Below are 15,597 nucleotides of genomic sequence, written 5' to 3' on the forward strand. Positions count from 1 at the left end.
GCGCGGCCCCACAGTCTTACGTGGAGGAGAAAACCAATGCTGAAAACAAGAATTACCGAACTGCTCGGCATCCGCTATCCCGTCTTCCAGGGCGGCATGGCGTGGGTGGCCGACGCAAAGCTGGCGGCGGCGGTGTCCAACGCCGGCGGCCTCGGGCTCATCGGCGCGGCGGCCGCGCCCGGCGAGGTGGTCGAGGCGATGATCCGGGAAGCGAAGTCCCTCACCGACAGGCCCTTCGGCGTGAACGTCATGCTCATGAGCCCCTTCGCGGACGATGTGGCGCGCATCTGCGCCGAACAGAAGGTCGCGGTCGTCACAACGGGCGCGGGCAACCCCGGCAAGTACATGGAGGCGTGGAAGGCCGCGGGCATCAAGGTGATCCCGGTGGTCGCCTCGGCGGGGATGGCCAGACGGATGGAGCGCGCGGGCGCCGACGCGGTCGTCGCGGAGGGCACCGAATCGGGCGGCCACATCGGCGAGCTGACCACCATGTGCCTCGTGCCGCAGGTCGTGGACGCGGTGAGCGTGCCGGTCGTCGCGGCGGGCGGCATCGCGGACGGGCGCGGCGTGGCCGCGGCCATCGCGCTCGGCGCGCAGGGGGTGCAGTGCGGCACCATCTTCGTCTGCGCCGACGAGAGCCCGGCCTGCGCCAAGTATAAGGAGCTCGTCGCCGGGGCCAAGGACACCGACACGATCGTCACCGGACGGGAGGGCGGCGCGCCCATCCGGTCGCTCAAGACCAAGTTTACGCGGAAGCTCGCCAAGCTCGAGCATGAGGAGGTCAGCCGGGAGGAATTCGAACGGATGGCGGCCGGCAGCCTGCGCAAGGCGGTGCAGGACGGCAACCTCGAGGAGGGCACCTTTATGGCGGGGGAGATTTCGGGGCTCGTGAAGGGCGCCGCGCCCGCCAGTGAAATCGTGGAAAACCTGATGGCGCAGGGGGAGCATCTCCTCCGCGACTTGCTTACGGAAAGGGGTATCACCATTGAATAAGACGGCGGTAATCACCGGCGGCGGCACCGGCATCGGCCGGGCGATCTCGCTGAAACTGGCGGAGGACGGCTTCAATATCGCGGTCAACTGCCTCGAAAGCCTGCTGCCGCAGGCGCAGGCGGTCGCGGAGGAATGCCGCGCAAGGGGAGTCGAGGCGGAGTGCTTCGTCGCGGACGTGTCCAAATTTGACGCGTGCGCGGAGATGGTGAAGGCCGTGCAGGAGCGGTTCGGCTCGGTCGACGTGCTCGTCAACAACGCGGGCATCACCCGCGACGGCCTGATCGCCCGCATGAGCGAGGACCAGTACGACAGCGTCGTGAACGTCAACCAGAAGGGCGTTTTCAATATGATCCGGCACGTCACGCCGGTGATGATGAAGCAGCGTTCGGGCCGCATCGTCAGCATGGCGTCGGTGTCGGGACTCTACGGCAACGCAGGGCAGCTCAACTATTCCGCCTCCAAGGCGGCGATCGTGGGCATGACCAAGACGGCGGCCAGGGAGCTCGGCGGGCGCGGCATCACCGTGAACGCGGTGGCCCCCGGCTTTATCCAGACCGACATGACCGCCAAGCTCTCCGACAAGGCGAAGGAGGCGATCCTCGGCGGCGTGGCGCTCAAGAGGATGGGCCAGCCGGAGGACGTGGCGAACGCGGTGGCGTTTCTGGCAAGCGACGCGGCCGGTTACATCACCGGGCAGGTGCTCGTCGTCGACGGCGGCATGGGCCAGTGACATTTTGAAAAACAGGAGTATTTGCATATGAAACGAGTCGTAATCACCTCGACGGGGGTCGTTTCCCCCGTCGGCATGAACACAGCCGATTTCTGGCGGAACGTGGTGCAGGGCCGCCACGCCTTCAGGCCGATCACCTCCTTCGACACCTCCCGCATCAAGGTCAAATGCGCGGCCGAGATCGACGGCTGGGACCCCGTCGCGCAGGGGCTCAACAAGAAGGAGGCCCGCCGCATGGACCGCTACACCCAGTTTGCGATGGCCGCCGCGAAGCAGGTCGTCGAGGGCGCGGGGGACCTGAGCGGTATCGACCCCTTCCGCGCCGGCGTCATCGTGGGCAGCGGCATCGGCGGGTTCCAGACCACGCTGGCCGAGCACCAGAAGTTCCTCGAAAAGGGCCCCGACCGCGTGAGCGTCTTCATGGTGCCGATGATGATCTCCAACATGGCCGCGGGCCAGATCGCGATCGAATACGGCTTCAAGGGGGACAACTTCGCGGTGGTCACCGCCTGCGCGACCGGCTCCCATTCGATCGGCGAGGCGTTCCGCAAGATCAAGTACGGTTATCTCGACCTGGCGATCGCGGGCGGCGCGGAGGCGCCGATCACCGAGGTCGCGGTCGCGGGATTTTCCAACATGAACACCCTGACCGAGTCGGAGGACTGCGACCGGCTGTCGATCCCCTTCGACAAGGAGCGCAGCGGCTTCGTGATGGGCGAGGGCGCGGGGCTCGTGCTGCTTGAGGAGCTCGAGCACGCCCGCCGCCGCGGCGCGAACATCATCGCCGAGGTCGTGGGCTACGGCGCGACCGACGACGCCCACCACATCACCGGGCCCTCCCCCGACGGCGAGGGCGCGGCGCACGCGATGATGAACGCGATGGCGGACGGCGGCGTTTCCCCCGAGCAGGTCGGCTATATCAACGCCCACGGCACCTCCACCCAGCTCAACGAGAAGTGCGAGACGCTCGCGATCAAGGCGGCGTTCGGCGAACACGCCTACAAGCTGGGGGTCAGCTCGACCAAGTCGGTGACCGGGCACATGCTCGGCGCGGCGGGCGGCGTCGAGACGATCGCCACGGCGCTTGCCCTGCGGGACGGCGTCATGCCGCCGACGATCGGCTACAGGGTCCCCGACGAGGACTGCGACCTCGACTATGTGACCGAGGGCGCGCGCAGGGCGGACATCCGGTACGCGCTGTCCAATTCGCTGGGCTTCGGCGGGCACAACGCGAGCCTGCTCTTCAAAAAATACGAGGGGTGATCGAATGGCGCTCTATAATAAGGAACAGATCATGGAGATTATCCCCCACCGCGATCCCTTCCTGCTCATCGACGAGGTCGAGGAGCTGGAGGTCGGCAAGCGGGTGGTGGCCACAAAGTTCATCAGCCCCGATTCCTTCTGGTTTCAGGGGCACTTCCCCGGGCATCCCGTCACGCCGGGCGTGCTGATCATCGAGATGCTCGCGCAGGCGGGCGCGGTGTGCGCGCTGTCGATGCCGGAGAACCAGGGCAAGATCGCCTTCTTCGCGGGCATCGACAAGGCGAAGTTCCGCCGGCAGGTGCTGCCGGGCGACACGCTCCGCCTCGAGGTGGAGATGCTGCGGGTGCGCGGGAACTTCGGCATGGGCAAGGGGACCGCGACGGTCGGCGGCGAGCGCGCCGCGAGCGCCGAGATCACCTTCGCGCTCATGAAATAGACGCCTGTGCGCGGGCGGGAAACAGCCGCCGCGGGGGCTTTTCCAAAGTTTGTGTGGCCTGGCCAAATGCAAATTGGAAAACCCGACAAAATATGTGCAAATACCTATTGCCAAACCGTGGCAAAACGGGTATGATAGTTGTCGTTAGCAAGGCGGGTCCGCCCACGGCGGCCCCTTCCGTCAGATCATACGAGGTACCGATAGAACGAATTATAGGAGGAAACAATCATGGTATTTGAAAAAGTCAGAGAGCTTCTCGTGGACCAGCTGGACGTCGAGGAAGACGTCGTCACAATGGAGGCCAACATCCAGAGCGACCTGGGCGCCGACTCGCTGGACATCGTCGACCTGGTCATGTCCCTCGAGGAGGAGTTCGACTGCGAGATCCCCGACGAGGAGATCGAGAACATCAAGACCGTCGGCGACATCGTCAAATATATCGAAGACCACGCCAACTGACGCGTTTCGGAATCCCCGCCGGGACGGCGGGGATTTTATTTTTTCACTTCATTAGGAAAGGATGAACCCGGATGAACGAGAACAGCTACGGCGGCTTCCAGGACGGCACCGACCTCGACGCGGTCCGCCAGCAGGTGCAGACCCCCCTCTACCGGCATGTGGCCAAAACCTACGGCTGGATGTTTTTGGGGCTCCTGCTCACCTTCGTCACCTCCTTTTTGCTCTACGCGACCCGGATGGTGCTCCTCTTCTTTATCACCCCCTGGCTGCCCTTCGCGCTGCTGATCGGCAAGCTCGCGCTCGTCTTCTACCTCACCTCCCGCATCCGGAAGTATTCGGTGACCACCGCGCGGGTGATCTTTCTCTGCTATTCGGTGCTCACCGGCATCGCGCTCTCGCCGCTCCTGCTCCTCTACGACGCGGGCAGCGCGATCTTCGTCTTCGGCGTCGTGTCCGTCTTCTTTGGCGTGATGGCCGCGGCGGGCCTCATCACCAAGCGCGACGTCTCCGGCTTCGCGCCGCTCATCCTTTTCGGCCTGCTCGCGCTGCTGCTTATGGGGGCCGTCAACCTCTTCCTCGGGCTCGAGGGCTTCGAGACGGCGATCTGCTTTATCGGCGTCGCGATCTTCCTCGGCGTCACCACCTACGACTCCAAGAAGGTCAAGGACTACTACCACGCCTTCGAGGGCGACGCGGAGATGCTGGAAAAGGTTTCGATCTATTCGGCGCTCAACCTCTATCTCGACTTCATCAACCTCTTCCTCTATCTGCTGCGCCTGCTCGGCAAGCGCAAGTGACCGGAGCGCGGAAGGCCGCCGTCCTGCGGACGGCGGCCTGTTTTGCGGTTCCCGGGGAAGCCGGGGCGGGAAACCGGCGGGCGGGGAAGGCCGGGCCTTGCAATTCGCGCGAAAATTCGTTATGATACAAGGGTAATGCCGCGGCGGCCCCGGGCCGCCGGTCATATTTTGGGGCGCCCCGCGGGACGCCGAAGGAGAACATGCTTTATGGCGGACAAGAAAAAGATGGTGGAAGCGATCACCTCGATGGAGGAGGACTTCGCGAAATGGTACACCGACATCGTTAAAAAGGCCGACCTGGCGGACTATTCGTCGGTGCGCGGCTGCACGGTCGTGCGCCCCTACGGCTGCGCGATCTGGGAGAACATCCAGCACGACCTCGACGGCCGCTTCAAGGCGACGGGGCATGAAAACGTCATGATGCCGATGTTCATCCCCGAGGGCCTGCTCCAGAAGGAGAAGGACCATGTCGAGGGCTTCGCGCCCGAGGTGGCGTGGGTGACCCACGGCGGCGAGGAGAAGCTCACCGAGCGCCTCTGCGTGCGCCCGACCTCCGAGACCCTCTTCTGCGAGCACTACGCGAACATCATCCACTCCTACCGCGACCTGCCCAAGCTCTACAACCAGTGGTGCTCGGTCGTGCGGTGGGAGAAGACCACCCGCCCCTTCCTGCGCACCTGCGAGTTCTGGTGGCAGGAGGGCCACACGATGCACGAGACGGCCGAGGAGGCGATGGCGGAGACCGAGCGGATGCTGAACGTCTACGCCGACTTCTGCGAGGAGAGCCTCGCGATCCCCGTCACCAAGGGCCGCAAGACCAAAAAGGAGCAGTTCGCGGGCGCGGAGGCCACCTATACGATCGAGGCGATGATGCACGACGGCAAGGCGCTCCAGTCGGGCACCTCCCACTATTTCGGCGACGGGTTCGCCCGCGCGTTCGACATCACCTTCCAGGGCCGCGACAACAAGCCCCAGTACCCGCACCAGACCTCGTGGGGGATGTCGACCCGCATCATCGGCGCGATCATCATGACCCACGGCGACAACGACGGGCTGGTGCTGCCGCCCGCCATCGCGCCGGTGCAGGTGATCGTCGTGCCGGTCGCCCAGCACAAGGAGGGCGTGCTCGAAAAGGCGGGGGAGATCACCGAAAAGCTGAAGGGCTTCTGCCGCGCGAAGATGGACGATAGCGACAACTCGGCGGGCTGGAAGTTCGCGGAGTACGAGATGAAGGGCGTGCCGCTCCGGCTGGAGATCGGCCCGCGCGACATCGAGCAGAACCAGTGCGTGCTCGTGCGGCGCGACAACCGCGAGAAGACGGTCGTCTCCCTCGACGAACTGGAGGCGAAGGTGCCCGAGCTGCTGCGCGCGGTGCACGACGGCCTCTATCAGAAGGCGCTTGCCAACCGCGAGGCGCGCACCTGGACCGCGCGGACCTTCGACGAGCTCAAGGCGCTGGCGGCGGAAAAGAGCGGCTTCTTCAAGACGATGTGGTGCGGCGACGAGGCGTGTGAGCTGCGCGTCAAGGAGGAGGCGGGGCTCACCTCCCGCTGCATGCCCTTCGAGCAGGAGCGGATCGGCGACGTCTGCCCGATCTGCGGCAGGCCCGCCACGACCTCGATCATCTGGGGCCGGGCGTACTGATCCGGATCCGAATTTCCCGGCGCGCGCCGGAATAAACAGCAAACGGGGGTAAGAACATGGAAATGACCTATCAGAACACGCTGCTCAAGGTGACGGCGATTTTGATGATCGTCTTCGCGGTGCTCGGGCTGGTGTCCGCGGGCATGATCTCGATGGACGTCCAGAAGGAGCTGGGCGGCAGCTCGAGCGGCTTTACGAGCATGATCATGGAGATCGCGATGGAGGACCCCTCCTTCGCGGCGCAGGCGGGCATCGACGACCCGGAGCAGTTCTATGAGCTCATGCAGGACGAGGAGTTCCAGTCGGTGATGGGCGGCGTCTTCGCCGTGATCAGCGCGGTCATGATCCTCTTCGCGGCGATCGCCGCCGTCCCGCGCGCCATCGCGGGCATCATGGGGCTGAGCCGCAGCTCCCGTCCGGAGAAGAGCGGCTTCTTCATGGCGTGGGGAATCGTGCTGCTCATCCTCGGCGTGATCGGCATGCTCTTCTCGGGCGGCGTCTTCTCGCTGAACGGGCTGGTGAGCCTCGTAGGCGGCGTCGTCCTGCCGATCCTCTACCTCGTCGGGTCGAGCCAGCAGAAGAAGGCCTACCTCGCGAGCCTTTCGGCCGCGCAGGGAGCCGGCATCAATTACGCCGCGATGCCCGCGGGCAGCAGCCCCAAGGCCCCGCCCGCCGCGCCGGAGGCGCCGCAGCAGCCGGAAAACAAGGGCCCGGAGTTTTAAAGAATCCCTCAAAAGAGGGGCGGCGGAGCCGCCCCTCTTTTTTCGCCCCGGGCCGCCCGCATAAGCCGCCGGGGGAGCGGGGAAACTTTCCTGAAAAGGGACTTTTGACGGCGGCTGGGAAGCGAAAATTTTTTGGAGCTTTTTACGAATTTTTATCAGAAAATACTTGCATTGTGACGGGGGTTGTGGTATTATAATCGAGCGTGACTGCACAGATATGCGATGATGCGGGAGGTGGCCGCCCTTTGAGGCGGGGAATTTCCGCGGAGTATGTCCGATTTCAAACCGGGCGACTTTAATACTGATGAAAGCGTGCGCAATGCGCCTCCAGAGGCATTTTGCGCGGCGCGGCGGCTTTTGGCCGCGGGCGGTATGAAGTCCGGCTAAACTGGAAGGTTTACCGGATTTTTTGTATGCCCGCCCGCGAAACACCCGGAGGGGTGTACAGAGCGATTCGGTATGTGAAGTGTCGTCAGAAAACATTAAGGAGGCGATCTTCAGTGGCAGTCAAGGAGAAAATCAGAATCAGGCTCAAAGGTTACGATCACCAGCTCGTCGATGCATCGGCGGAGAAGATTGTGGAAACGGCAAAGCGCACCGGCGCCCGCGTTTCCGGTCCGATCCCCCTGCCGACCGAGAAGGAAATCGTCACCATCCTGCGCGCCGTCCACAAGTATAAGGACAGCCGCGAGCAGTTCGAGATGAGGACCCACAAACGGCTCATCGACATCCTGCGTCCCTCGAACAAGACGGTCGAGGCGCTCACGGGACTCGAACTCCCCGCCGGCGTGGAGATTGAAATCAAGCTCTAAGCCGCGCGAAACCCCGACGACGGATCCGCCGTCAGGTCAAGTCGGCGAGAGCCGACCAATAACCTTCAGGAGGTAAGAAAGGTATGCAAAAGTGCATCGTAGGCAAAAAGATCGGCATGACCCAGCTTTTTGACGAGAACGGAAAAGTGATCCCCGTGACCGTCGTTGAGGCCGGCCCCTGCGTTGTCGTCCAGAAGAAGACAATCGAAAACGACGGCTATGAAGCCGTGCAGATCGGTTATGGCGACATCTCGGACAAGGCGATCAACAAACCGCTCAAGGGACACTTCGCGAAGGCTGACGTCGCGCAGAAGCGCACCCTCAAGGAGTTCCGTCTGGAGGACTGCTCGTCCTTAAACGTCGGCGACATCATCAAGGCCGACGCCTTCGCCGCGGGAGACGCGGTGGATGTCGCGGGCACCTCGAAGGGCAAGGGCTACGCCGGCACCGTCAAGCGGTTCGGCAACCACACCCTCAAAGCGACCCACGGCTCCGGCCCCGTCGGACGCCACGCCGGCTCCAACGGCGCCTGCTCGTCCCCGTCCCGCGTCTTTAAGGGCAAGGGCCTCCCGGGCCACATGGGTGACGAACACGTCACCGTCCAGAACCTTGCGGTCGTCAAGGTGGACGCGGAAAACAATCTCATCGCGATCAGAGGTGCGATCCCCGGCGCCAAGGGCGGCGTGGTCTGCATCACCGATAGCGTCAAGGCGTAAGGGAAGGAGGACACACACAATGCCAAAGGTTCAAGTTTATGATATGGCCGGCAAAGCCGTTTCTGAGATCGAGCTTTCCGACGCCGTCTTCGGCATCACCCCCAATCAGGCGGTCGTGCACGCGTGCGTCGTGAATTATCTGGCCAACCAGCGCCAGGGCACCCAGTCGACCCTGACCCGCACCGAGGTTACCGGCGGCGGCAAGAAGCCCTGGAGGCAGAAGGGCACCGGCCACGCGCGCCAGGGTTCCATCCGCGCTCCCCAGTGGCGCAAGGGCGGCATCGCGCTCGGCCCCAAGCCGCGCGATTACAGCTACTCCCTCAACAAGAAGACCCGCCGCCTGGCGATCAAATCGGTCTTCTCCGACAAGGTCCTCACGAACGACCTGATCGTGGTCGACCAGATCACCGTGGACGGCTACAAGACCCGCCCGGTGGTCGACATGCTCAAGGCGCTCGGCGCGGAAAAGAAGGCGCTCATCGTCATGGGCGACAAGAACGACCAGTTCATCAAATCCGCTTCCAACATCCCGGGCGTCAAGACCGCGCTGGTCAACACGCTCAACGTCTACGACATCGTCAACTGCGACAAGTTCATCGTCGCGAAAGACGCCGTCGCCAAACTCGAGGAGGTGTACGCATAATGAAAGCTCCGCAGGACATTATCCTCCGTCCGGTCATCACCGAGGCTTCGATGGCGAACGTGCAGCTTCGGAAGTACACCTTCCGGGTCGCCAAGGACGCCAACAAGATTGAAATCGCCAAGGCCGTCGAGGCGCTGTTCCCCGGCGCCAAGGTGTCGTCGGTCAACACGATCAGCTGCCGCGGCCGCCTGAAACGGATGGGCCGCAACCAGGGCTACACCCCTTCCTTCAAGAAGGCGATCGTGACGTTGACCGAGGGTTCGAAGACGATCGAGTTCTTCGACACCATGCTCTAATGGCGCCCTGCGCCGCGTATGGGGTTCTCTGCCCCGCTAACTAAAATGAGGAGAGTGAAACCGAATGGCTATTAAGAGCTATAAGCCCACTACGCCCAGTCGCCGGCAGATGACTGTCACCGACTACAGCGAGTTGAGCAAGGTCGCTCCGGAAAAGAGCCTGCTTGAGCCTGTCAAGAAGCACTCCGGACGCAACAGCAACGGCAGGATCACCGTCCGCCACCGCGGCGGCGGCAACCGCCGGAAATACCGCATCATCGATTTCAAGCGCGACAAGGCCGATATCCCGGCCAAGGTCCTGACGCTCGAGTATGACCCCAACCGCACCGCCCACATCGCGCTCGTCCAGTACGAGGACGGCGAGAAGCGCTACATCATCGCGCCCAACGGCCTCAAGGTCGGCGACACGGTGGTCTCCGGCGCCAAGGCGGACATCAAGCCGGGCAACTCGCTGCCGATGATGAACATCCCGACCGGTACCTTCATCCACAACATCGAGCTTTACCCGGGCAAGGGCGCGCAGCTGGCGCGTTCGGCCGGCGTCATGGCCCAGCTGATGGCGAAGGAAAACGGCATGGCGCTCGTCCGCCTGCCCTCCGGCGAGCTTCGCAACATCCCCGAGATCTGCGTGGCCACGATCGGCCAGGTCGGCAACATCGATTTCGAGAACGTCAACTACGGCAAGGCCGGCCGCCGCCGCCACATGGGCTGGCGCCCGACCGTCCGCGGCTCCGTCATGAACCCCTGCGACCACCCGCACGGCGGCGGCGAGGGCAAGAGCCCGGTCGGACGTCCGGGCCCGGTCACCCCTTGGGGCAAGCCCGCGCTGGGTTACAAGACCCGCGCCAAACACAACCGCTCCGACAAGTTTATTGTCAAGCGCCGCAACGCGAAGTAAGACGGGCTGAAAGGAGGAAATATTCATGGGTAGAAGCATTAAAAAGGGACCGTACGTTCAGCCCGTTCTGCTGGAGAGGGTCCGCAAGATGAACGAGAGCGGCGAGAAAAAGCAGGTCCTCAAGACCTGGAGCCGCGCTTCGACGATATTCCCCGATTTTGTCGGGCACACCTTCGCGGTCCACGACGGCCGCAAGCACGTGCCGGTTTATGTGACCGAGGACATGGTTGGGCACAAGCTCGGCGAGTTTGCCCCCACCAGGACCTACCGCGGACACGCCGGCGCCAGGAAGAGCAACTAAAACGAGGCCGAAAGGAGGAACTCAACCATGGAAGCAAGAGCTTCGCTGAGACATGCCCGCATCGCGCCTCGCAAGGTGCAGATCGTGCTTGATCTTATCCGCAACAAGCCCGCCGACCAGGCGATGGCGATTCTCCGGCAGACCCCCAAGGCCGCTTGCGAGCCGTTGGAGAAGCTGCTGAAGTCGGCCGTGGCAAATGCCGAGAACAATTTCAACATGGACAGGAACAACCTGTACGTGTCCGAGTGCTACGTCACCCCCGGCCCGACGATGAAACGGATCCGCCCCCGCGCGCAGGGCAGGGCGTTCCGCGTACTCAAGAGGACGTCCCACGTCTTCATCACCGTCAAAGAACAAGAATAACGCTGAAAGAGGAGGTAAACTATGGGCCAAAAAGTGAATCCGCACGGCCTTCGTGTCGGAGTTATTAAGGATTGGGATTCCCGCTGGTTTGCTAAGGACGATGCTTTCGGCGATATCCTTGTCGAGGATTATAAGCTCCGCAAGTTCTTAAAGAAAACCCTTTACGATGCAGGAATCCCCCGCATTGAAATCGAGCGCGACGCCACCAAGGTGCGCATCCACATCCACTGCTCCCGCCCGGGCATCGTCATCGGCAGGGGCGGCGCCGAGATCGAGAAGATCCGCCGCCAGTGCGACGAGATGATCAACAAGGGCAAGGCCGCGGCCGACAAGCGCCAGGTCTTCATCAACGTCGTCGAGGTCAAGTCCCCCGACAAGAACGCCCAGCTCGTGGCCGAGTCGATCGCCGCCCAGCTGGAAGCCCGCGTCTCCTTCCGCCGCGCCATGAAGCAGTCGATCGGACGCGCGATGAAGTTCGGCGCCCGCGGCATCAAGATCCAGGTGTCCGGCCGTCTGGGCGGCGCCGAGATCGCGAGGACCGAGCACTACCATGAGGGCACCATCCCCCTGCAGACCATCCGCGCCGACATCGACTACGGCTTTGCCGAGGCGAACACCACCTACGGAAGAATCGGCGTCAAGGTATGGATCTACGCCGGAGAGGTTCTCGGGGATGCCAAGAGGCCCCGCAGGGATGACCGTCCCCAGAGGGAAGGAGGCAAACAGTAATGCTGCTGCCAAAACGTGTGAAATACCGCCGTGTTCAGCGCGGCCGCCTCAAGGGCAAGGCCCTGCGCGGCAACACCGTCACTTACGGAGATTTCGGCCTGCAGGCGCTTGAGCCGGCGTGGGTCACCTCCAACCAGATCGAGGCCGCCCGTATCGCCATGACCCGCTACATCAAGCGCGGCGGCCAGGTCTGGATCAAGATTTTCCCGGATAAGCCGATCACCGAAAAACCGGCCGAGACCCGCATGGGTTCCGGTAAAGGAAGCCCCGAGTACTGGGTCGCAGTCGTCAAGCCCGGCCGCGTGATGTTTGAAATCGGCGGCGTGCCCGAGGACCTGGCCCGTGAGGCAATGCGTCTTGCCGCGCACAAGCTGCCCATCAAGTGCAAGTTCGTTGCCAAAGAGACTGAGGAAAAGGGGAGTGAAGAGTAATGAAGGCAACTGAGATCAGGGAACTGTCTGACAAGGAGCTTCAGGAGAAGCTCAACGACCTCAAAGCCGAGCTTTTCAACCTTCGTTTCCAGCACGCGATCAACCAGCTCGATAACCCGATGCGCCTGAACATCGTCAAGAAGGACATCGCGCGGGTGAAGACCCAGATCCGGGCCAACGAGCTTAAGAGCGCGCAGTAAGCGGAAGGGAGGACGAAGGTAAATGAGCGAAAGAAATCTCCGCAAGACCCGTGTCGGCACGGTTGTCAGCGATAAGATGGATAAGACGGTCGTCGTCGCCATCCAGGACAACGTCAAACATCCCCTTTACAAGAAGATCATCAAGCGCACCGTGAAGTTCAAGGCGCACGACGAAGAGAACGCGTGCGGCGTTGGCGACAAGGTCAAGATCATGGAGACCCGCCCCCTGTCCAAGGATAAACGGTGGAGGGTCACCGAAATCATTGAGAAGGCGAAATAACATCCGGACGGTCTTTTCCGACAGTCCGATTGAAAGGAGGAACGCTCTGTGATACAGATGCAGACCTATCTCAAAGTAGCCGACAACACCGGTGCGAAGGAACTCATGTGCATCCGCGTGCTCGGCGGCTCCCGCAGGAGATACGCCAACATTGGCGATGTGGTCGTGGCTTCCGTCAAGAAGGCCGCGCCCGGCGGTCAGGTGAAAAAGGGCGACGTGGTCAAGGCGGTAATCGTTCGTTCCGCTAAGGGGATCCGCCGCGACGACGGGACCTATATCCGCTTCGACGAGAACGCTGCGGTCATCATCAGAGAAGATAAAAACCCCAGAGGTACCCGTATCTTTGGACCGGTTGCGAGGGAACTCCGCGAAAAGGAGTACCTCAAGATTTTAAGCCTCGCTCCCGAGGTGCTGTAATGGAGGTGCTCAAAAGTGAATAAGCTTCACGTCAAAAAGGGCGATACAGTCATCGTTCTGTCCGGCAAGGACAAGGGCAAGCAGGGCAAGGTTCTTGAGGTCTCCCCCAAGGAGGGCAAGGTCATCGTCGACCACGTCAACATGATGACCAAGCACGTCAAGCCCCGCAAAATGGGCGATCCCGGCGGCATCGTGAAGGCGGAGGGCGCCATGTACGCCTCCAAGGTCATGCTCGTCTGCCCCAAATGCGGCAAGCCCACCCGGATTGCCCACAAGGTTCTCAACGACGGCAAGAAGGAACGTATCTGCAAAAACCCGAAATGTGGCGAAACTTTTTAAGTAAGGAGGAGAAATCATGGCACGACTCAAGGACCAGTACGTGGGCGAGATCGCTCCCGCGCTGATGAAGAAATTCAGCTATAAATCTGTCATGCAGATCCCCAAGCTTGATAAGGTCGTCATCAATGTCGGCTGCGGCGAGGCGCGGGACAATCCCAAGATCATCGACGCAATCGTTTCTGACCTTTCCAAGATCACGGGCCAGCGCCCGGTCATCTGCAAGGCGAAAAAATCCGTGGCGAACTTCAAGCTGCGTGAAGGCATGAACATCGGCGCAAAGGTCACCCTGCGCGGCGACCGGATGTATGAGTTCGTCGACAGGCTGTTCTCCGTGGCCCTGCCCCGCGTGCGCGACTTCCGTGGGATCAACCCCAACGGCTTCGACGGGCGCGGCAACTACAACATGGGCCTCAAGGAGCAGCTGATCTTCCCCGAGATCGACTACGACAAGATCGACAAGGTCCGGGGCATGGACATCTGCTTTGTCACCACTGCGAAAACCGACGAGGAGTCCCGCGAGCTCTTGACGCTCATGGGCGCCCCATTTGCGAAGTAAGGAGGGAAAACTGTGGCAAAAACATCGATGAAGATCAAGCAGAGCCGCCCGGCGAAGTTCTCCACCAGGGAATACACCCGGTGCAAGATCTGCGGCAGGCCGCACGCTTACCTTCGCAAATTCGGAGTCTGCCGTATTTGTTTCAGGGAACTGGCGTACAAAGGGCAGATCCCCGGCGTCAGGAAGGCAAGCTGGTAAAACAAAGCTGAGCGAATAAAGGAGGTTGACGGCATGCATATCACCGATACGATCGCTGACATGCTGACCCGTATCAGAAATGCGAACAGTGCAAAACATGATACGGTCGATATTCCTGCTTCCAACATGAAGAAAGCAATTGCTCAGATTTTGTTGGATGAAGGATATATAAAGAGCTTCACCGTCGTCGAGGACGGCAAACAGGGCACCATCCGCGTTGTCCTGAAATACGGGCAGGGCAAGACCCCGGTCATCCAGGGCCTTCGCAGGGTTTCCAAACCCGGCCTGCGCATCTACACCAGCTGTGAGGATATGCCCCGCGTGATGAAGGGACTCGGCGTTGCCATCCTGTCCACCAACAAGGGCGTTATGACCGACAGGCAGGCTCGCAAAGAGAATGTCGGCGGCGAAGTCCTCGCGTTCATTTGGTAAGGGGGGTGCGGTGAAATGAGTCGAATCGGAAGAAAACCCATCACCGTGCCCGCGGGCGTCGACGTCAAAATCGACGGCAGCACGGTAACCGTCAAGGGCCCCAAGGGCACCCTGACCCAGACCTTCCGCCCCGAGATGGGCATCAAGCAGGAAGGCAGCGAGATCCTCGTGACCCGCCCCAACGACGAGAAGGAGATGCGCAGCCTGCACGGGCTGACCCGCACCCTGGTCGCCAACATGGTGCAGGGCGTCACCGAGGAGTTCAAGAAGGAACTCGAGATCAACGGCGTCGGCTACCGCGCGGCCAAGCAGGGCAAACAGCTCGTCATGACCCTCGGCTACAGCCACCAGGTCTTCATGGAGGACAACGCCGACATCACGATCGACGTCCCCGCGCCCAACAAGATCATCATCCACGGCCCCGACAAGCAGAAGGTCGGCCAGTTCGCGGCGGAAGTCCGCGAGAAGCGCCCGCCCGAGCCGTATAAGGGCAAGGGGATCAAGTATATCGACGAAGTGATCATCCGCAAGGAAGGCAAAGCGGGCAAGGGCAAGAAGTAAAGGAGTGAAGTAACATGGTAACGAAGCCTGACAAGAATGTCGCCAGACTCAAACGGCACAGCAGGGTCAGGGCGAAGATCAGCGGCACGCCTGGCTGCCCTCGTCTTGATGTCTTCCGCTCCGCCAAACACATCTATGCCCAGATCATCGACGATGAAAACGGCGTGACGCTGTGCGCGGCGTCCTCGCTGGACAAGGATTTCGAGGGCAACGGCGGCAACAAGGAAGCGGCCAAGAAGGTCGGCGAAGCGATTGCGAAGAAAGCGGCCGACAAGGGCATCAGCGAAGTGGTGTTCGACCGCGGCGGCTATATCTACCACGGGCGCGTCAAGGAGCTGGCGGAAGCGGCCCGTGAAGGCGGCCTCAAATTCTAAAGAAGGA

General features: G+C 62.0%; 26 protein-coding genes. All 26 read left to right on the plus strand.

Annotation, left to right across the window (positions count from 1 at the left end):
• Positions 1-39: 39 nt before the first annotated feature.
• The 26 genes from C1A13_RS00905 (at position 40) to rplR (ending at position 15,590) form a co-directional block, all read left to right on the plus strand.
• Positions 40-993 (plus strand): nitronate monooxygenase, encoded by a 954-nt coding sequence (locus C1A13_RS00905; protein ID WP_101553153.1) that lies wholly within the window; start codon positions 40-42, stop codon positions 991-993.
• Entirely contained in the window at positions 986-1,723 is a 738-nt protein-coding gene (gene fabG, locus C1A13_RS00910; protein ID WP_101548256.1) for a 3-oxoacyl-[acyl-carrier-protein] reductase, read from the plus strand. The genes C1A13_RS00905 and fabG overlap by 8 nt, the downstream gene beginning before the upstream one ends.
• 27 nt (positions 1,724-1,750) lie before the next feature.
• Positions 1,751-2,986 (plus strand): beta-ketoacyl-ACP synthase II, encoded by a 1,236-nt coding sequence (gene fabF / locus C1A13_RS00915; protein ID WP_101548258.1) that lies wholly within the window; start codon positions 1,751-1,753, stop codon positions 2,984-2,986.
• A 4-nt stretch (positions 2,987-2,990) separates the two neighbouring features.
• Positions 2,991-3,422 carry a 3-hydroxyacyl-ACP dehydratase FabZ gene (gene fabZ, locus C1A13_RS00920; RefSeq protein ID WP_101548265.1) on the plus strand — a complete coding sequence of 144 codons (432 nt, stop codon included), beginning with the start codon at positions 2,991-2,993 and terminating at the stop codon, positions 3,420-3,422.
• 228 nt (positions 3,423-3,650) lie between these two features.
• On the plus strand, positions 3,651-3,881 hold the full coding sequence (locus C1A13_RS00925) for an acyl carrier protein (protein WP_101548267.1): 231 nt from the start codon (positions 3,651-3,653) through the stop codon (positions 3,879-3,881).
• A 71-nt stretch (positions 3,882-3,952) separates the two neighbouring features.
• Complete coding sequence (locus tag C1A13_RS00930; RefSeq protein ID WP_101548269.1) at positions 3,953-4,678, plus strand: Bax inhibitor-1/YccA family protein; 726 nt, start codon at positions 3,953-3,955, stop codon at positions 4,676-4,678.
• Between the two features lie 207 nt (positions 4,679-4,885).
• Complete coding sequence (proS, locus tag C1A13_RS00935) at positions 4,886-6,322, plus strand: proline--tRNA ligase (protein WP_101548271.1); 1,437 nt, start codon at positions 4,886-4,888, stop codon at positions 6,320-6,322.
• 56 nt (positions 6,323-6,378) lie between these two features.
• The gene (locus C1A13_RS00940) at positions 6,379-7,044 is read left to right on the plus strand and encodes a hypothetical protein (RefSeq protein WP_101548273.1); all 666 of its coding nucleotides are present in this window, start codon (positions 6,379-6,381) and stop codon (positions 7,042-7,044) included.
• Between the two features lie 500 nt (positions 7,045-7,544).
• A complete protein-coding gene (rpsJ, locus tag C1A13_RS00945; protein ID WP_006873286.1) occupies positions 7,545-7,856 on the plus strand; it encodes a 30S ribosomal protein S10 in 312 nt (103 codons plus the stop codon).
• Positions 7,857-7,939: 83 nt separating this feature from the next.
• On the plus strand, positions 7,940-8,572 hold the full coding sequence (gene rplC, locus C1A13_RS00950; protein ID WP_101548275.1) for a 50S ribosomal protein L3: 633 nt from the start codon (positions 7,940-7,942) through the stop codon (positions 8,570-8,572).
• Positions 8,573-8,591: 19 nt separating this feature from the next.
• On the plus strand, positions 8,592-9,215 hold the full coding sequence (rplD, locus tag C1A13_RS00955; RefSeq protein WP_101548277.1) for a 50S ribosomal protein L4: 624 nt from the start codon (positions 8,592-8,594) through the stop codon (positions 9,213-9,215).
• Positions 9,215-9,511, plus strand: a complete 297-nt coding sequence (gene rplW, locus C1A13_RS00960; RefSeq protein WP_101548279.1) for a 50S ribosomal protein L23 — start codon at positions 9,215-9,217, stop codon at positions 9,509-9,511. The genes rplD and rplW overlap by 1 nt, the downstream gene beginning before the upstream one ends.
• Positions 9,512-9,575: 64 nt before the next feature.
• The gene (gene rplB / locus C1A13_RS00965) at positions 9,576-10,409 is read left to right on the plus strand and encodes a 50S ribosomal protein L2 (protein WP_101548284.1); all 834 of its coding nucleotides are present in this window, start codon (positions 9,576-9,578) and stop codon (positions 10,407-10,409) included.
• 25 nt (positions 10,410-10,434) lie between these two features.
• A complete protein-coding gene (rpsS, locus tag C1A13_RS00970) occupies positions 10,435-10,710 on the plus strand; it encodes a 30S ribosomal protein S19 (protein ID WP_101548286.1) in 276 nt (91 codons plus the stop codon).
• 27 nt (positions 10,711-10,737) lie between these two features.
• Entirely contained in the window at positions 10,738-11,073 is a 336-nt protein-coding gene (rplV, locus tag C1A13_RS00975) for a 50S ribosomal protein L22 (protein WP_101548289.1), read from the plus strand.
• A gap of 21 nt (positions 11,074-11,094) precedes the next feature.
• Positions 11,095-11,802, plus strand: a complete 708-nt coding sequence (gene rpsC / locus C1A13_RS00980) for a 30S ribosomal protein S3 (RefSeq protein ID WP_101548293.1) — start codon at positions 11,095-11,097, stop codon at positions 11,800-11,802.
• Positions 11,802-12,233 (plus strand): 50S ribosomal protein L16, encoded by a 432-nt coding sequence (gene rplP / locus C1A13_RS00985; RefSeq protein WP_101548295.1) that lies wholly within the window; start codon positions 11,802-11,804, stop codon positions 12,231-12,233. The genes rpsC and rplP overlap by 1 nt, the downstream gene beginning before the upstream one ends.
• Positions 12,233-12,433, plus strand: a complete 201-nt coding sequence (gene rpmC, locus C1A13_RS00990; RefSeq protein ID WP_101548296.1) for a 50S ribosomal protein L29 — start codon at positions 12,233-12,235, stop codon at positions 12,431-12,433. The genes rplP and rpmC overlap by 1 nt, the downstream gene beginning before the upstream one ends.
• Before the next feature lie 22 nt (positions 12,434-12,455).
• Positions 12,456-12,713 carry a 30S ribosomal protein S17 gene (rpsQ, locus tag C1A13_RS00995; RefSeq protein ID WP_101548297.1) on the plus strand — a complete coding sequence of 86 codons (258 nt, stop codon included), beginning with the start codon at positions 12,456-12,458 and terminating at the stop codon, positions 12,711-12,713.
• Between the two features lie 48 nt (positions 12,714-12,761).
• A complete protein-coding gene (gene rplN / locus C1A13_RS01000; RefSeq protein ID WP_101548298.1) occupies positions 12,762-13,130 on the plus strand; it encodes a 50S ribosomal protein L14 in 369 nt (122 codons plus the stop codon).
• A gap of 15 nt (positions 13,131-13,145) precedes the next feature.
• Entirely contained in the window at positions 13,146-13,469 is a 324-nt protein-coding gene (rplX, locus tag C1A13_RS01005) for a 50S ribosomal protein L24 (RefSeq protein ID WP_101548299.1), read from the plus strand.
• Between the two features lie 16 nt (positions 13,470-13,485).
• Complete coding sequence (gene rplE, locus C1A13_RS01010; protein ID WP_101548301.1) at positions 13,486-14,025, plus strand: 50S ribosomal protein L5; 540 nt, start codon at positions 13,486-13,488, stop codon at positions 14,023-14,025.
• 12 nt (positions 14,026-14,037) lie between these two features.
• Positions 14,038-14,223, plus strand: coding sequence for a type Z 30S ribosomal protein S14 (locus tag C1A13_RS01015; protein WP_101548303.1), 186 nt, complete (start codon positions 14,038-14,040; stop codon positions 14,221-14,223).
• A 33-nt stretch (positions 14,224-14,256) separates the two neighbouring features.
• Positions 14,257-14,655 (plus strand): 30S ribosomal protein S8, encoded by a 399-nt coding sequence (gene rpsH, locus C1A13_RS01020; RefSeq protein ID WP_101548305.1) that lies wholly within the window; start codon positions 14,257-14,259, stop codon positions 14,653-14,655.
• Between the two features lie 15 nt (positions 14,656-14,670).
• Positions 14,671-15,216 (plus strand): 50S ribosomal protein L6, encoded by a 546-nt coding sequence (gene rplF / locus C1A13_RS01025; protein ID WP_101548307.1) that lies wholly within the window; start codon positions 14,671-14,673, stop codon positions 15,214-15,216.
• Between the two features lie 14 nt (positions 15,217-15,230).
• Positions 15,231-15,590, plus strand: a complete 360-nt coding sequence (gene rplR, locus C1A13_RS01030; RefSeq protein ID WP_101548309.1) for a 50S ribosomal protein L18 — start codon at positions 15,231-15,233, stop codon at positions 15,588-15,590.
• Positions 15,591-15,597: the final 7 nt, after the last annotated feature.

It is taken from the genome of Anaerotruncus massiliensis (ex Togo et al. 2026), assembly GCF_900199635.1.
GTDB lineage: Bacteria > Bacillota > Clostridia > Oscillospirales > Ruminococcaceae > Anaerotruncus > Anaerotruncus massiliensis.

What these genes read in the sequence shown, in the direction of transcription:
- fabF (WP_101548258.1), top strand. Translation starts at nt 1,751, where the DNA reads ATGAAACGAGTCGTAATCACCTCGACGGGGGTCGTTTCCCCCGTCGGC.
- fabZ (WP_101548265.1), top strand. Translation starts at nt 2,991, where the DNA reads ATGGCGCTCTATAATAAGGAACAGATCATGGAGATTATCCCCCACCGC.
- C1A13_RS00925 (WP_101548267.1), top strand. Translation starts at nt 3,651, where the DNA reads ATGGTATTTGAAAAAGTCAGAGAGCTTCTCGTGGACCAGCTGGACGTC.
- C1A13_RS00930 (WP_101548269.1), top strand. Translation starts at nt 3,953, where the DNA reads ATGAACGAGAACAGCTACGGCGGCTTCCAGGACGGCACCGACCTCGAC.
- proS (WP_101548271.1), top strand. Translation starts at nt 4,886, where the DNA reads ATGGCGGACAAGAAAAAGATGGTGGAAGCGATCACCTCGATGGAGGAG.
- C1A13_RS00940 (WP_101548273.1), top strand. Translation starts at nt 6,379, where the DNA reads ATGGAAATGACCTATCAGAACACGCTGCTCAAGGTGACGGCGATTTTG.
- rplC (WP_101548275.1), top strand. Translation starts at nt 7,940, where the DNA reads ATGCAAAAGTGCATCGTAGGCAAAAAGATCGGCATGACCCAGCTTTTT.
- rplD (WP_101548277.1), top strand. Translation starts at nt 8,592, where the DNA reads ATGCCAAAGGTTCAAGTTTATGATATGGCCGGCAAAGCCGTTTCTGAG.
- rplW (WP_101548279.1), top strand. Translation starts at nt 9,215, where the DNA reads ATGAAAGCTCCGCAGGACATTATCCTCCGTCCGGTCATCACCGAGGCT.
- rplB (WP_101548284.1), top strand. Translation starts at nt 9,576, where the DNA reads ATGGCTATTAAGAGCTATAAGCCCACTACGCCCAGTCGCCGGCAGATG.
- rpsS (WP_101548286.1), top strand. Translation starts at nt 10,435, where the DNA reads ATGGGTAGAAGCATTAAAAAGGGACCGTACGTTCAGCCCGTTCTGCTG.
- rplV (WP_101548289.1), top strand. Translation starts at nt 10,738, where the DNA reads ATGGAAGCAAGAGCTTCGCTGAGACATGCCCGCATCGCGCCTCGCAAG.
- rpsC (WP_101548293.1), top strand. Translation starts at nt 11,095, where the DNA reads ATGGGCCAAAAAGTGAATCCGCACGGCCTTCGTGTCGGAGTTATTAAG.
- rplP (WP_101548295.1), top strand. Translation starts at nt 11,802, where the DNA reads ATGCTGCTGCCAAAACGTGTGAAATACCGCCGTGTTCAGCGCGGCCGC.
- rpmC (WP_101548296.1), top strand. Translation starts at nt 12,233, where the DNA reads ATGAAGGCAACTGAGATCAGGGAACTGTCTGACAAGGAGCTTCAGGAG.
- rpsQ (WP_101548297.1), top strand. Translation starts at nt 12,456, where the DNA reads ATGAGCGAAAGAAATCTCCGCAAGACCCGTGTCGGCACGGTTGTCAGC.
- rplE (WP_101548301.1), top strand. Translation starts at nt 13,486, where the DNA reads ATGGCACGACTCAAGGACCAGTACGTGGGCGAGATCGCTCCCGCGCTG.
- rpsH (WP_101548305.1), top strand. Translation starts at nt 14,257, where the DNA reads ATGCATATCACCGATACGATCGCTGACATGCTGACCCGTATCAGAAAT.
- rplF (WP_101548307.1), top strand. Translation starts at nt 14,671, where the DNA reads ATGAGTCGAATCGGAAGAAAACCCATCACCGTGCCCGCGGGCGTCGAC.
- rplR (WP_101548309.1), top strand. Translation starts at nt 15,231, where the DNA reads ATGGTAACGAAGCCTGACAAGAATGTCGCCAGACTCAAACGGCACAGC.